Here is a 15506-nt window from a genome sequence, read left to right on the forward strand (position 1 = left end):
TTGCTTTAAATTATACCTAGCCTAAAAAGTCCCTCACACAAAATAATGCGGGTATTTCTCACGCAATATATCTTGATCTACAACGACAAGCCGCAGATGATTTTCCATCATCTTTCCGGCCAGCTCCGTCTCTTTGTTCACAATCAATTGATAAATCTGCTTGTGCTGCGAAATGATGTTCTCCCAGTTGGAATCCGTCAACAGCCGGAGCAGTCTTAGACGATTGAAATGAATGTTAAGCTGCTGCAGCATTTTCCAGGTCCGCTGCTTACCAGTGCCATGAAAAAGAATCTGGTGAAATTCCTCATCGAGCTCAAACAGCTTTTGGTAGTTCTTCTTATCTGCACATACGTCCTGCATCGCAATGTTCGTCTCCAGCTTGAACTTGAATTCCTCTGGAAAGTGCTCACAGCACAGCTCTACGATTTCCTTCTCCAGCTTCTCCCTAATGAATCTGCCCTCCTCTACATGAGCAAGATGAATACGGGAGACAAGGGTTCCGCTCTGCGGAATTATATCGAGCAGCTCCTCTTCAGCCAGCTTCATAAACGCTTCGCGGACTGGAGTTCTGCTTACATTCAGTTCATCCGCAATTTCTTTCTCTGAGATCTTCGTCCCTGGCGGAAGCTCCAGGCGTAGAATACGATCCTTCAATAAATCATAGGAGTAGGCTCTGGTTGAGCCTTTGATCTTCTGCTCAGTCGACATACCGTTACCTCTTTCTTCGAAGCTATTTGGTTCCGCTTGCTGTTATACTACCTGAAAGATGGGGGCAACTGGAATAAAGTGAACCGGCACATTCGGGAATTGCTGACGAATCCTGTCTGCGGCTCGCCTCATCCCCGGCTCTTCGCTGGCCGCATGGCCTGTGAGGATCAGTGACTTGCTGCCTCCAAGGGCTGACGCATCCCGTATGTATTCAGGGGTCTCCCATTCCGGTCCCTCACCTGCAATAATGAGCTGCAGCTGTTCATTCTCATACATAGGAATCAGGTGCGGACCTCCACCCCTGTATCCCACAGTGATACCTATACGGTCACATATCATATCCATATTTCCAATAACTCTAACATGAGAGAGCTGAAGCTTCGCCTTGAGATGCTCCGTAATTTGCCTTACCGTTTGACCTGATGGCAGATGAATAATGGATGCTGAAGACAAGTGCCGAATTGCATATCTGTCATATCCAATCGCTTCAATCAGCCCAAGTGTAATTTCATCAGGAGTATATCGGTGTGGATAATCATGAAATCGATAAACCGTTAGATGCCTCGCCTCAATAAGCGCCTGCTTCGCTTGGTATACCGGATCTGACTTCAGCATTTCATGTGCTCCCTCATGATGACTGTAGAACAATCCCTCATGGGTAATAAACAGGTTGGCTCCAAGCTCTGCCGCTCTATTTAGTGCTTCATAAGTTGCGGAGAATGATACTGCAATGCCCTGGACGAGCTCATGCGAACGGCCGCATATGATCTTGTCTACTGTCGACTCAAGCACACCGGCCGGCTCCTCCAAGCTGCGGATCACATCCTGTACGGTGACATCCAATATTCTCACTCTCCAGTGTCTTGATTTTTGAAGGTTCAGTCGTCATCAATAAAAGAGGAGGCAGCCTTTTCGTAGGCGAAACGGCTGCCTCCTGCGATAACCTTAACTTTTACTCGCCTGAACGTTTACTCACCAGCTTGTGCCTTATACTCCTTGTACGTTTCATTCGCAATTTCTAGATATTGAGACACACCTTGGCTCTCCAGTTCCGATACAAATGTATCGAATTCGGACAGATCACGCTCGCCAAGAATGAATTTGAACGTATTCTGATCGGTATAATCCTTCAGCGGTGTGCTGAGGAGAGTGACTCTTTCGCGTTCTTCAACAGAATAAGGGATTGGTGGTTCAGCAGGAATCACTTCCTTGACTTCCTTCATATCATTTTGGAATTTAAGCTCTTCTTCACTAAACATGGAATGAAGCAGCTCTGTCGCACCACCATAAGCAAATACACCGCCGGAGAAACCATGATCGATACGCAAATCTTGTGTACCCTCTGGGTTCAAGCCATTATAGTTAATATCGTCTACAAGCTTCCGTACTCCATTTTCCTTAGTGAACGTCTCGCCCTCTATGCCCCACTTCGCAAATTCCTGACCTTCATCACTGTAATACAACCAGTCAATGAATTGCATAATGGCTTTAAAGTTCTCGCTCTCCAATGCTTTGGAAGAGATCATCACACCATTCTCCAGTCTGGAACCGGACATTAACTGCCCTGCTGGGCCGCCAGGCACTGTAATCTTGGAAATGGAATAGTTGTCTTTGCCTAGCGTCTTATCCATATCGCTGCGATGCATGACCACCGTTTGAGAGTTGCCGTTGATGACAAAGGATTTGCCGGAAACGAATTTTTGAACCGCCTGATCATCATCCTGAGTGAAGCTCTCTTTGTCCAAAAGCCCTTCCTCTACCAGCTTGTTAAAGTACTCCAGCATTTCTTTATACTCTGGTGTCGTTGCTGTATATACGAATTGATCCTGATCTTCCTTGAAAGTGAGTCCATTGCCAAAACCCCAGCCGGCTTTGGTTCCAAAGCCCATTGCAGCAATGCTCAACGTACTATTGAATTTGAAGCGATCAGAGAATGGAATGGAGTCCGGATACTCCTCCTTCAATTGTTTAAGTGCGGTATACAGCTCATCCCAAGTCGTTGGAATCGCAATGTTGTGCTTCTCGAAAATGTCCGTTCTCACGATGAGAGTGTAGTCTGGCCATACAGCTTCATGAAGACCAGGAAGTACATAGTATTTGCCATCTTCCTGCTTGAGTCCCTCAAGCTCGTCTTCAAGCCCCCATTTCTCCACTTTATCCTTGTAGTTCGGCATCAGATCTACGTAATCGCTTACAGGAAGTGCTGCCCCCGAAGCAACAAAGGGAGCTTCTTCTCCTGGGTAAGTCTTCGGAATAATGAGCGGAGCATCTCCAGAACTAATGAGCAGTGAACGTTTCTGGCTGTAATCACTCATCGGCACAATCGTAGGCTGCAATGTAACGCCTGTGATCTCCGTGATTTTCTTGAAGAGCGTCCAGTCTTGCTTGATCGGGTAAGCCGGATTGTCGTTATACATAATAGACAGATTAAAAGGTTCCGTCGCCTTGAACGTATCGCCTATATCGTAGGACTCCATCGCGCCCTTGTTCTGAATTTCCGCTTCCTGAGTGCCAAGGCCATTGCTGCATGCTGCCAGAGACAAGCTCAGTAATCCTGTGAGCAATACTTTACCCCATTTTTTCTTCATCTCAACATCCCCCTACGATTTGTAATCTCGCAATTTGTGGTTCTCTAAGCCATTGTGACCGAGAGATAGGAATCCTTACCCTTTGACAGATCCGAGCATGACACCAGAAACAAAGTACTTTTGAACGAAAGGATAAATCGTTAGTATAGGTAAAATGGTAAGAACCATGGTCACCGATTTGATGTTTGCTGATATCTGAGTCAAATTATCCGCGGAAGTCGCACCAACTGCTGCACCGCCTGTTGCCGCAGCGATCATGTTCCGCAGATAGATGGTGACAGGGAACAGCTCCTTCTTATCCAGATAGATGAAGGCTGGGAACCAGGAGTTCCAGTGTGCTACCGCATAGAAGAGAATCATGGTAGCCAGCACGGCTTTACTTAACGGAAGCACAATGCGAAGCAATATCCCGTATGTGTTCAGTCCGTCAATCGCAGCGGCTTCCTCCAGCTCCTCCGGCATATTCTCAAAGAAGGATTTCATAATAAGCATGTTGTAGATGCTGATCGCACCGGGAAGAACAATTGCCCACATGGAGTTTGCCATTCCAAGGGTGTTGATCAGGACATAGTTCGGGATTAAACCCCCGTTAAAGAACATGGTGAACACAGCGAACACCGTCAGGAATTTGCGTCCCATCAGCCGTTTTCTGGATAAGGCGTACGCAAAGATTGTAGTCAAGAACATCGATATCAGAGTTCCGACGACAGCGTATATGATGGTGTTCTTATAGTTAGTCCAGAACATGGAATCGCTTGCAACTTTCTTGTAGGTCTCAATATTGAAGCCTCTCGGAATCAGATTGACCTGACCGGAATTGATATAGGCTTCACTGCTGAAAGATTGAGCAACAACGTTGAGAAAAGGATATAGCGTAATGAACACGATGAATATAAGAGCTGATGCGTTAAATACCTTAAAGACCTTATACGATACAGATTCCTTCATGTGGCTGCCTCCTTACCATAAGCTTCTTTCCGTTACCTTGCGTGAGATCGCATTGACGGATAATACAAGGATAAGTCCGATGATAGATTCAAATAATCCGATCGCTGTCGCGTAGCTGAAGTTACTGGATCCAAGACCTACGCGATACAGATAAGTCGAGATCACGTCGGATGTCTCATAAATCAGCGGATTGTACAGGAGTAGAATCTTCTCAAAGCCGACAGCCAGGAAGCTGCCCATATTCAGAATCAGTACGGTAACAATCGTAGGCAATATCCCCGGAATCGTTACATGCAGCGTCTGTTTCCATCTGTTTGCGCCGTCAATTCTAGCTGCTTCATAGAGGGAATCATCGATCGTTGTCAGTGCAGCAAGATACAAAATTGCTCCCCAGCCCATTCCCTGCCATATTTCAGATGTGACATAAATGGTGCGGAACCAGTCAGCCTGCTGCATAAAGTTGATCGGGTCTCCACCGAAAAATTGGATCAGTGAATTGATCGAGCCATTCAAAGCCGTCAGCTGCAAGATCATCCCTGCGACAATGACAATGGATAAAAAGTGAGGCAGGTACGAAGCCGTCTGAACAAACTTCTTGAACTTCTTGTTCTTGACCTCATTTAGCAGCAGTGCGAATACAATCGGCATCGGGAAGGTTAACAGCATCGTAAGTCCGCCCAGAATGAGCGTATTACTGAATACTCTCCAGAAGGTTGGATCCTCGATAAACATGCGGAAGTAATGAAGTCCGACCCACTGCTCTCCAAAGATACTGCCCCCGGGCACAAATCTTCTAAAAGCGATAACATTACCAATCATTGGCCCATACTTGAATATGAGCAGGTACAGAATCGGCAGAATCAATAGAGAGTAGAGCTGCCAGTCTTTACGCAGAAGATAAAGGATCGTTCTCCGTTTGCTCTTACTCACCACCTTCATCTCCGGCATGGGTGGATTTACAGTCTTCGGTTCCATAGCTTATTTCACTCCTATCCGTATAAACAAGTTGATAAAACCGCTTACAATTCTGAAATGAGCTATTTTTACCCATTTCGTTCTAATCCGGATTTAAACCCCCTTCTGTTGTTGAAGCGCTTACAAATTTGCATTAAAATGAAAAAACGTGAATGGGTGCAACAAGTGGAATTGCGATCTGTGCTGAAATTGAAGCTGGATATGCAGCTTAGATATGAAGCTGTGAAAGTGAAGCTATTGCATACTAGTCATACTAGTATGGTAGTTGGTTGCTCTTATTGTAATGAAGGAGTTTGATGAATTCAATACATTTTTCTTAAAATTTGTTATATATGCTTTAAAACGCATAAAATGGGTAAATCTGAGCTAATTAAAGGCATGATTATGAAATGACAAAAAATAACGGCCTCGCGATCGGATCTGCGGAAGCCGTTATTCATGAACCCTTATAATGATGTGAATCTGCTGTATTAACAGATACAGGTTTTGCGTTTCTTGAACAGCCTGCCCTTCTCTTCCACTCTGCGGATATACTCCTCTGCCAGCGGTATTTTGCAAGCCGTATTCCCTACATCTACATGGACTTTGCCGATCTCTTGTGCTACATTCATTGCCTGCTCATGGAGTGGCTGGACATAGCTCCCCACGCTGATGACAAAGCCATTCATTACAGACCTCACCCAATTCTGTTCCTCATGTATCGTCGATCTTACACGTTCCAGCAAACCAGCCAGTTCTGCCAGATCAAGCTCATCGTCCGGTGTGATGGATACATAATTCGAATAGGTACTCCAGCCGGCCGTTGCAACCATCTCTTCGTCCGATTGAATCCACTTCATTGCCAGTTCTCTGGCGAATGGACTCTCTGCGGTCAACCACGCCACCGGATACTCGGCAATCATGTACCAGTAAGCCTGCTGTACCCAAGCTTCCAGCAGCTCCTTGGAGACCAGCTTTGGATTCACGGTAAGACCTGCCAAATACATGGCATCACTATTACCTGTGCTAAATAGCGACTGCGCAACCTCCTGATCCTTCTTCACTTCCTTTACGAGCCTCTTCTTCATGTCACCGACTCTGACGCCGAAGAATGGCTCTCGAGCCCCGTGCCGCAGGAATGTCTTCTTGGTCTGCTCTGTCCCCAGCTCCTCCAGAGTGCTCATCACTTGATCTAGTGTTAATGCTCCCACACCGCTTCACCTTCTTTCCTGTCATTTTTTATCCAATCGATCTATGTCATGGCCTCTTTCTTGATCTGACTGTGAAACAAATCACTGTAAAATCCTTCTGCAGCAAGAAGCTCATCATGCGAGCCCTGCTCAATCAAGCGTCCATCCTTCAGCACCAATATCTTGTCCGCCTGCCGAATTGTATTTAAGCGATGGGCAATAACAAAGCTGGTTCGCCCTTTCATGAGCCTTGCAAGACCTTCCTGAATTTTGATCTCCGTCACCGTATCAATACTGCTCGTCGCTTCATCGAGTACAATAATTGCCGGATTCGCAAGCATGGCACGGGCGATGGCAAGCAGCTGCTTCTGTCCTTGGCTGATGCCGCTGCCGTCTGCGCTCAGCACTTGATCGTAGCCCTTTTTAAGCCGAGTAATAAAGGAATGCGCATTCGCCAGCTTGGCAGCTTCCTCCACCTCTTCATCGGTCGCACTCAGCCGGCCATAACGAATATTTTCCCTTATCGTTCCTTCAAACAAGAAGGATTCCTGGAGCACAAAGGACATATGAGAACGAAGGCTCTCACGCGATATCTTGGTTACATCCTGTCCATCAACAGAGATCTGCCCTTGATCGGGATTGTAGAATCTCGAGATCAGCTGGATCAGTGTGGTTTTGCCAGCACCGGTTGGCCCCACAAGCGCAACCATCTCTCCCGGCTTGGCAGAGAAGGATATGTCCTGTAGTGTTGCCCCTTTTTCCTCATAACCAAAGGACACTTGCTCAAATCTGACCGCCCCTTCGACATGATTCAGCTTCTCTGCACCGATCTCATCCTTCATCTCCTCATCCTCATCCATGACCTCAAATACACGCTCGGCCCCTGCAATGGCAGACAGAACGGTATTCCACTGATTCGCGAGATCATTAAGCGGTCGGGTAAACTGGCGTGCATACTCTGCAAAGATAATGATTACACCGATGGTTATCATATCGTTAATGACCATGATGCCGCCGATTCCGGCAATGATCGCAAAGCTCAGATTGTTCAGGCTGTTCATCAGCTTCGGAATAAACCCTGATATCGTCTGCGCCCAGAAGCCTGAGAGTCTGATCTTATCATTTTTCTCCTGGAAGGAGTTAATCACTCGTTCTTCTTGAGAGAAAGCTTTGATAATTCTCTGGCCCGATAACGTCTCCTCTATGTAACCGTTCAGATCACCCAGATTCTTCTGACGTTCCTTGAATAAAGGTCCCGTACGACGGGTAATCCAGCGCATGCCGAGCACCATCAGCGGAATCACGATAAATGTAAGCAAAGTAAGCAGCGGGCTGAGTGTCAGCATCACGGTCACTACTCCCACCAGCGTAAGGATACTTGAAGTCACCTGAATAATGGACCCATTCAGCGTAGCGCTGACATTCTCAATATCGTTCGTGAGCCGGCTCATAATCTCCCCTTGCTGCCGTTTGCCGAAGAACGGAATTGGCAGCCGGTGCAAATGGGTGAATAGATCAAACCGCATACGATAGACCGTTTCCTGTGCGACCTCAATCATCCATATGCTTTGTAGAAAGGCAAAGATCGGATGCAGCAGATACACTGCCCCTAGCGCACAGAGGAAGTAAATCCAATCTTGACCCGACTCTCCGACAAGATAAGTATCGATGGCAACACCAATCAGATAGGGGCCCAGCAGGGCAAGAGCTGAAGTAAGAACGACCATAAATAGAACCAGAGTAAGCTTAAGCCGTCTCTTCGCAAGATAGGACCATATTCGTTTTAGCGTCCAGGACCAATCCTTGGCCTTGGCGGTCTTCTTAGCCGCTCCCTTTCCGAGCCCTGCTTTGTTCCTGAGCACCTCGGAAGGCGGCTGTCGAAAAGGTTCAACCAGTTGTTTAAGCATGCTTAGCCTCCTGTCCAAATTGGGATTCGTATATCCGTCTATACAATTCCGAATCCTGCAGAAGCTCCTGATGTGTCCCTTGTGCGATCAATCTTCCTTCATCCAGCAGCAGAATCAGATCCGACGACAAGGTTGATGAAATCTTCTGCGTAATTAGAAATGTCGTGCATGACAGCTCCGACAGCTCGTTAAGTAGTGCTGCCTCTGTCTTGACATCGAGTGCACTTGTACTGTCATCCAGTATTAAAATTTGTGGATTCCGGACAAGAGCTCTTGCAATGGACAAGCGCTGCTTCTGCCCACCCGACAAGTTGACTCCACGCTGGCCAAGCATCGTATCATAGCCGTTCGTGAGCGACTCAATCGTGTGATGGATCTGGGCTTTGCGCGCAGCCTCCTTCACTTCTTCATCACTGGCCTGCGGATTTCCCCAAGCAATATTTTCCTTGACACTACCTGTAAAGAGTACGGCTTCCTGGGGAACATAACCGATAAAGCCGCGCAGATCGTCCACCGGATATTGCTGTACATTCTTCCCGTCAATGCGGATTATTCCTTCATCCGGATCATATAAACGAAGGAGCAGCTGTACAAGAGAAGTCTTGCCTGAGCCGGTTGCTCCCATAATCGCAATACGCTCTCCAGCCTTCGCTTCGAAGGACACGTTCTCCAGCACATGAAGGTCGCTTCCCGGATAACTGAAGCTTACCTGCTCGTATTGCACACTCTGTTTAACGGCAGAGTTCTTGCCTTCTGTTGTTATTTTAGCAGCACTGCTTCCTTCCGCTGCCTGAACAGAATCGAACCCAGCCTGATCCGTATCAAGCACTTCACTAACCCGGTGTCGCGATGCACTTGCCCGTGATAATGTTGCGACGATCCATGAGAGCATGGATAAGGAGCCCATCGTTCTTACCGCATAATTGACGACCGCTACAACCTCTCCCATTGTCGCATCACCCGTGATGTTAATATCATTTCTCCCGAACCATAGAATGGTCAGAATGCTTGCATTCATAACAAGCATAATGAATGGCATCGTCGTTTCTGCGAAACGCTGGGCCGCCATCGTTGAATTCATCAAATGGCGAATCGAGCGTCCGAATCGTTCAATCTCATGGCCCATGCGGACGAACACCCGGATTAAACGAATGCCGATCAAATTTTCCTGTGCGACGCCATTGACTTCATCCAATCTCTTCTGAACGGTACGGAACATGAGGGATACTTTCTTCATAATGTAAAAAATGAACAGCAGCAGCACAGGCACCGTAACCGCCAGAAATAATCCCAGCTTCACGTTGACAACCAGTGCCATGATAACGCTTCCGATCACGACAAGCGGAACACGGGTCGCAAACCGCAGCCCCATAAACACCGTGTCCTGAAGCTGGGTGATATCCCCTGTCAGCCGGATAATCAGCGAAGAGGTAGCGAACCGGTTGAATACAGCGTAAGAGAACGACTGAACCTTCTTGTACAGCGATTCCCTAAGATCGGCTCCAAAGCCTTGGCTTGCATGGGCAGCATAAAACGAGCTTGAGATCCCAGCAGCAAATGCAATGAAGGCACTGATCAGCAGCACACCTCCCCACGTCCACACCACAGAGAGATTCTCCTGCTGAATACCGTCATCGATAATCTTCTGGATCAGATAGGGCTGAATCAGCTCAACCATAAGCTCAAGCAGCAGCATGAATAGTGCTGCAATTGCCGCTACCTTGTACTTCCGCAAATAACTGAATATTAGAGCCATGTACATTCCTCCGATGATTCACTGATTACTCCCAAAAATACACTCATATGTATATTATAACGTAGATTGATTGTTCTCTACCTCTCTATCAGTAAAAAAATAACCGCACCCCTACGTAGGGTGCGGTTATTCCTGTGCACGAATTCATCCATTCGGTTGATTTACGGTTTTTTTACAACAGGAATCCAGATCTCACTCCGATAATTCGGCAAGGAGGTATCCTTGCTCTCATTCCACAGCATCTCGGGTCCTGGCGCTGCTTCATAATTAGAAGAAGGGAACCAGTCTGCATAGATTCGGCCCCAAACCTCCTGCAGCTTATCCGGGAAATTACCCACCGCTTCAAACACAGCCCACGTCAGGGCAGGTACTTCAAGCACATGATAGTGCGAAGGCGGTGCGAGTGTTGTGGCTGCTCCAATATAATGATCCAGCTCTCCCTGCTCCTCCATTCTTCCCTCGGAGAATCTCGTGGAGGCACTAATTAAACCTGCAGGCTCTATGCTCGATAATGCCTTAAGCTCTGTTATTCGCTGTTCATTAAGCTGGCTCCACATGGAAGCAATCTCTGGATTCACTCCGTGAAAGACGATAGGAACCCGCTTATACAGCCCGACAATGCGAAAAGCCTCTTTCTCTACAATTCGATAATTCATTTCTTCTCCTCCTCTAATTGACAAGTAGAAGCTCAGCTTGGGATAGGCTTTGAGATTTTTTCCGGTATGGAGGACTTCCGACGGCAGTATGCCATGCATGCTGTGAAAAGCACGAGTGAATGAATCTGGCGAGTTATATCCGTATTTGAGCGCTACATCAATAATTCTGAGCCCCGGCTTTGCCTCCATTAATTCCTGCCCTGCCAGCGTCAGTCTTCTGCGCCGAATATATTCAGAGATCGGAAGTCCGGCGAGAAAGGAAAACATCCGCTTAAAATGATATTCAGAGCAGCCCGCTGCCCTTGCTGCCTGTTTATAATCCAGCTCATCCAATAAATGTTCTTCCATATATTCCATTGCACAGTTCATGCCTGCAAGAAAATCCATACCCACACTGGCTTCCTCCTTCGCATTTAGATTAACAGGAACATAGAGAGACTCTCTCGACTTATGCTGCACGCATTGTGCAGGGTCTGCTTCAACCTTATCTTAGCAAAAAAGCTGTCCAAGCGAATCATCGTTTGGACAGCTCCTATTGAACCCTGAGGGATCGCCTATTGCTGGAAAATCAGCACTAGGGTACTAAGTATGCTACAGATTCAGCAGCAGCCATTACTTCTGCGCTCTTTGCTTCTCCAGTTCTCTCAGCTCGATCCGGCGAATCTTACCTGAGCTTGTCTTGGGAAGATCTGAGATAAACTCAATCCGGCGCGGATATTTGTATGGAGCGGTAATGCTCTTCACATGCTGCTGCAGCTCCTTAACAAGCGCATCTGAGCCTTCCACACCATCCTTCAATACGACAAAGGCTTTGACAATATTCCCGCGGGTTTCATCTGGACTCGCTACCGCCGCGCACTCCTTCACGGCTGTGTGCTTCATCAAGGCTTCCTCTACCTCGAATGGACCAATCGTATAGCCTGAGCTGATAATAATGTCATCACCGCGGCCTTCAAACCAGAAATAACCGTCCTCATCAAGGCTAGCCCGGTCGCCGGTGATGAAGTACTCTCCGAGAGTATTGGCCGGCTTGCGTTCCGGATCCAGATAGTAGCTGCGGAACAAGGCAGGCATTTCAATATGAACCGCGATATTTCCAACCGTGCCTCGTGCCACCGGCTGACCTTCATCGTCCACCACTTGCACGAGCCCCGGCGAGATCGATTGCCCCATCGCACCCTTGCGGAATGGCATCCCCTTCAGATTCCCGATGAGCAGCGTGCTCTCTGTCTGTCCGTAACCGTCGCGAATCGTTATGTTGAAGTATCGTTCAAAGGTGCTGATGACTTCCAGATTCAGCGGTTCACCCGCCGATACCGCACTGCGGAGAGCAGACAAGTCATATTGCTCCAAACCATCGGATTTGGCCATCAATCGGTACTCCGTTGGTGTACAACAGAGGACATTAATCCGGTATTCCTGCAGCAGTCTGAGATAATGGGAAGAATCAAAGGAGCCGCTGAATACAAAGCCGGTTGCTCCATGACCGAGTACAGATAGGAATGGACTCCAGATCCACTTCTGCCATCCCGGTGCCGCGGTTGCCCACACCGTGTCTTCTGGCTGAATATCCAGCCAAGGGGACGTGATACGCAGATGGGCATAACCCCAGCCGTGTGTATGCACAACCCCTTTGGGGTTGCCCGTCGTACCGGAGGTATAAGTCAGAATTGCAATGTCATCCCGGTGTGTTTCCACGGCTGGACGCATTTCAGGCTGATTCTCCATCAGCTGGCTCAGCATGGACCAGCCCTCTTGCTGCTCTCCTCCCTCAGCCGAGACAGCAATGCGGAAATCAAGCCCAGGCAGCGGCTCTTCGATCCGATTCACTTCATCTGTTACCGTAGACCATGCAATAACAGCCCGAGCCTTGGAGTGCTCCAGACGGTAAGACAGGTCCTTCGCTCGCAGCATTTCCGACGAAGGGATGATAACGAGACCCAGCTTGAGACAAGCAATATAAATCGCATAGGCGATGACTCTTCGAGGTACCATGACCAGAACGCGATCCCCCTTCGTCAGACCCAGTTTCTCAAGTCCTCCGGCAATCTGATTCGCCTTCTTGATCAGCGCGCCATATGTAATCTCTTCATATTGTCCATGCTCATCTAAGCATTTGAGTGCAATCTTATCCTCACGATGCTGTTCCATTTCCGAAGTCATATTATATAGTTCAGGGGCAACCCAATGTTCATAATTCACGTTCATCTTCTCCTTCGTGACCATGTGTTTGGATTATTATAACATGTCCTAGTACCAGGTGCTAATCCTTTTACCCCTTGCCGAGGATTGAGATGGGAATTATTGTATGATACCTTCTATTGGTTCACTCTGGACTACCGTATTTTGCAGTTGTCCCTCTTCCTTAATCTGGATACTAAGACCAAGGAGCAGGAAGAGGCGGTATTCGCTAATTTCTGGTCTTAGGACCAGGCTTTCGTCAAAATAAAAACACCCTGCTCCCAACCCCGGAGTACCGAGCTTGAGCACAAGGTGTATGAACTTAGATCATATGTATGTACACAGGAGCATCCACTGCTAGGATAGCATTCCCTTATATACACCGGGTACTGAGCCTTCAATAACAGTGGCTCCCGTAGTTTTGGCATAGAAATCGACGGGTCCTGCTCCTCCGATCACCGCATAGCCATATCCATCCTGCTTCATGTAGTCAAGAGCATAGAGCAGCAGCATTTTGCCGATTCCGCGCCCACGTTCATGCTCATCAACTCCAGTTGGTCCAAAGAAACCCTTAACCGTTGCATCGTAACACGCAAATCCAAGCAGCTTGCCGTTCTCGACAGCAATAAGACATGTGATCGGTGATCTGGCAAATGCAACCTCGCATTCACTTACCCAGCCTTTTCCAAAATGGGCTCCGACCCATTCACTTACAACATGCTTCTCCGGTGCAATTGCCCGGCGGATGGTGACTCCTGTTCGCCCCTCATAGCTGGCTCTCCCTTCCACCTCAGGCAAATCATACAGCTTAACGAGCATATCCGGCATAGTATCCTCCCTAATCGTCTGTTCCTATGGAACAGAATTATGTGCTACCTAGAGTATAAAGGAGATCCGCCTGCAAATGCTTGAGCTAATTCGCTCAATATTTTCAAAATCTTGCTGTTTCGAATCCATTTCATCACTTATTAAAAAGGTCCATATGCATAATGTGTGGTCGTTTCACAAACCATGATACAACAAACACCGAAGAAGGAAGGGAAGATAATGAAGAACAAAGACAGCTACAAATTTGCTGAGCTGAATGATCAATCGGAGGCTGTTGAACTGATTCAACGCACTGAGCAGCTGCTTACAGAACAGCACGGGGCGCCGATTACCCTTATTGCTTATGAGTCAGCGAAGGATAAGGATACAGCTGAAGACTAACTTTCTTAGATGAATTCTCTAGAAAGCAATTGTCAGCATAATCATCATCCAGCGAACAAACACGGAGGGATCGAATTCAGACAGATTAATGCTGAATCCAAAATCACCTGTAAATTTAGGAAGCTCGGGAGCAGGAGGATCAACCTCATACGTTTCTTTTAATCTCTGCTGAATTTCCTTCGACATTTCACTTTCTTCAAGACCTAACGGGCCTTTGGTCGATTGATCAGCTGATACAGAAACTGCCTGGGTCTGATCCGCTCCATATGCATCTGCATGAACACCCGATGCAAGGGAAGCGGATAATAGAAGTGTCATAAATACTGCGGTGCATTTTCTTTTTAACATCAAATGAGTTCATCCATTCTGTCTTCATACTTATGTAGTCGAATCTATTCTAGCAGAAACCCGTGTGTAACTAAAACAAAGAACACAGAGCACTATAAGATGAAGAACAGCAAGGTGAACATATGCTTGATATACTGTGCCCACGCAGTCAAATTCAGATCCACCATTGAGAGGCTTGCTCCTAGATCCCCTATAAAGGATACTATCGAATCGTTAGTCGGGACTGGCTTTTCCAGTCCATATATCTCTCTCAGTCGCTCTTGTTCTTCTTCAGACACGGCAGCAGCCTCTTTTCATTTTGGAATTATATCCAAATTATACCATATTAAATGACAAAAAAGGCTCTCATAACCCTATGAGTGCCTCCGTGCCTTCTTCTTCATTATTATTGACCTACCTTCTAATTAACCTACCTTCTGTCTCCGCGCTTTTCCTACGATTCCTTTCATCCGGCTGCCGCATTTACAAGAGATGCTGTGCTTCAATATTTTTAATTCTCCGCCGCAGACAGGGCAGATTGATCGAACAGAACTCATATCCAAATGTAAATCCTCCTCCATTAAAGATGTAATGCCATTATTTTTATCATTTGTTACGCGGTCTTGCCTATGTCAAAAAGAACAGCTTGCTCCTATCGCTGAATAGAATAGAATGTTGTATGCTATTGATTGTTACATAGAAATGCTTTATAGGAATGTGATATAAAAATTTTACATAAAAAGGAGCATTGAAATCATGAACACACCGTTTCAACCGCCTTACTATGCCGTCATTTTCTCCTCCAAGCGTACAGAAGGGGATAACGGGTACGGCATTATGGCTGACAAGATGGTAGAGCTTGCTTCACGTCAACCCGGCTTTCTTGGTGTTGAATCGGCCCGTGATGAAGAGCTGGGAATCACCGTATCCTATTGGAAGGATCTCGAATCCATTCGTACCTGGAAAGAGCATTCGGCGCATCAGATCGCACAGGAACGCGGCAAAAAGGAATGGTATCGCTCCTTCTCGCTCCGTGTGGCCTTAGTGGAAAGGGATCGTTTTTTTGAAATGTAGCACGCTGA

At 47.1% G+C, this 15506-nt stretch carries 16 protein-coding genes; 2 read left to right on the forward strand and 14 right to left on the reverse strand.

Annotated elements, in window-relative coordinates; all coding sequences use genetic code 11:
- Nucleotides 1–33: 33 nt before the first annotated feature.
- The 11 genes from BLW49_RS19380 to BLW49_RS19430 all read right to left on the reverse strand — a co-directional run bounded on the left by BLW49_RS19380 (nucleotide 34) and on the right by BLW49_RS19430 (nucleotide 13716).
- Nucleotides 34–708: a GntR family transcriptional regulator gene (locus BLW49_RS19380; RefSeq protein ID WP_090726280.1), complete on the reverse strand. Its 675-nt coding sequence runs from the start codon at nucleotides 706–708 to the stop codon at nucleotides 34–36.
- Between the two features lie 42 nt (nucleotides 709–750).
- Nucleotides 751–1560, reverse strand: a complete 810-nt coding sequence (locus BLW49_RS19385) for a Nif3-like dinuclear metal center hexameric protein (RefSeq protein WP_371264590.1) — start codon at nucleotides 1558–1560, stop codon at nucleotides 751–753.
- 116 nt (nucleotides 1561–1676) lie between these two features.
- Entirely contained in the window at nucleotides 1677–3296 is a 1620-nt protein-coding gene (locus BLW49_RS19390) for an ABC transporter substrate-binding protein (RefSeq protein ID WP_076312168.1), read from the reverse strand.
- A 75-nt stretch (nucleotides 3297–3371) separates the two neighbouring features.
- Nucleotides 3372–4244: a carbohydrate ABC transporter permease gene (locus tag BLW49_RS19395; RefSeq protein WP_047913429.1), complete on the reverse strand. Its 873-nt coding sequence runs from the start codon at nucleotides 4242–4244 to the stop codon at nucleotides 3372–3374.
- A 12-nt stretch (nucleotides 4245–4256) separates the two neighbouring features.
- Complete coding sequence (locus tag BLW49_RS19400) at nucleotides 4257–5219, reverse strand: ABC transporter permease (RefSeq protein WP_076312169.1); 963 nt, start codon at nucleotides 5217–5219, stop codon at nucleotides 4257–4259.
- A gap of 470 nt (nucleotides 5220–5689) precedes the next feature.
- Nucleotides 5690–6382, reverse strand: a complete 693-nt coding sequence (locus BLW49_RS19405) for a DNA alkylation repair protein (protein ID WP_076312620.1) — start codon at nucleotides 6380–6382, stop codon at nucleotides 5690–5692.
- 68 nt (nucleotides 6383–6450) lie between these two features.
- Entirely contained in the window at nucleotides 6451–8295 is a 1845-nt protein-coding gene (locus BLW49_RS19410; RefSeq protein ID WP_076312170.1) for an ABC transporter ATP-binding protein, read from the reverse strand.
- Complete coding sequence (locus BLW49_RS19415; protein WP_090726284.1) at nucleotides 8288–10051, reverse strand: ABC transporter ATP-binding protein; 1764 nt, start codon at nucleotides 10049–10051, stop codon at nucleotides 8288–8290. The genes BLW49_RS19410 and BLW49_RS19415 overlap by 8 nt, the downstream gene beginning before the upstream one ends.
- A gap of 161 nt (nucleotides 10052–10212) precedes the next feature.
- Nucleotides 10213–11094 (reverse strand): AraC family transcriptional regulator, encoded by an 882-nt coding sequence (locus tag BLW49_RS19420; protein WP_090726411.1) that lies wholly within the window; start codon nucleotides 11092–11094, stop codon nucleotides 10213–10215.
- Between the two features lie 225 nt (nucleotides 11095–11319).
- Entirely contained in the window at nucleotides 11320–12870 is a 1551-nt protein-coding gene (locus tag BLW49_RS19425) for an acetate--CoA ligase (protein WP_256209844.1), read from the reverse strand.
- Between the two features lie 375 nt (nucleotides 12871–13245).
- On the reverse strand, nucleotides 13246–13716 hold the full coding sequence (locus BLW49_RS19430; protein ID WP_076312175.1) for a GNAT family N-acetyltransferase: 471 nt from the start codon (nucleotides 13714–13716) through the stop codon (nucleotides 13246–13248).
- A 219-nt stretch (nucleotides 13717–13935) separates the two neighbouring features.
- Between BLW49_RS19430 and BLW49_RS28885 the strand changes: the two genes are divergently transcribed.
- Nucleotides 13936–14097, forward strand: coding sequence for a hypothetical protein (locus tag BLW49_RS28885; protein ID WP_177178798.1), 162 nt, complete (start codon nucleotides 13936–13938; stop codon nucleotides 14095–14097).
- An 18-nt stretch (nucleotides 14098–14115) separates the two neighbouring features.
- Here the strand turns inward: BLW49_RS28885 and BLW49_RS19435 are convergent, their stop codons facing one another.
- The 3 genes from BLW49_RS19435 to BLW49_RS28890 form a co-directional block, all read right to left on the reverse strand.
- Nucleotides 14116–14445 carry a hypothetical protein gene (locus tag BLW49_RS19435; RefSeq protein WP_090726289.1) on the reverse strand — a complete coding sequence of 110 codons (330 nt, stop codon included), beginning with the start codon at nucleotides 14443–14445 and terminating at the stop codon, nucleotides 14116–14118.
- A 92-nt stretch (nucleotides 14446–14537) separates the two neighbouring features.
- Nucleotides 14538–14723: a hypothetical protein gene (locus tag BLW49_RS19440; protein ID WP_090726291.1), complete on the reverse strand. Its 186-nt coding sequence runs from the start codon at nucleotides 14721–14723 to the stop codon at nucleotides 14538–14540.
- A 126-nt stretch (nucleotides 14724–14849) separates the two neighbouring features.
- The gene (locus BLW49_RS28890) at nucleotides 14850–14987 is read right to left on the reverse strand and encodes a hypothetical protein (RefSeq protein WP_177178782.1); all 138 of its coding nucleotides are present in this window, start codon (nucleotides 14985–14987) and stop codon (nucleotides 14850–14852) included.
- A gap of 193 nt (nucleotides 14988–15180) precedes the next feature.
- Between BLW49_RS28890 and BLW49_RS19445 the strand changes: the two genes are divergently transcribed.
- Nucleotides 15181–15498, forward strand: a complete 318-nt coding sequence (locus BLW49_RS19445) for an antibiotic biosynthesis monooxygenase family protein (protein WP_076312178.1) — start codon at nucleotides 15181–15183, stop codon at nucleotides 15496–15498.
- Nucleotides 15499–15506: the final 8 nt, after the last annotated feature.

This window comes from Paenibacillus sp. PDC88 (assembly GCF_900106725.1).
GTDB lineage: Bacteria > Bacillota > Bacilli > Paenibacillales > Paenibacillaceae > Paenibacillus > Paenibacillus shunpengii.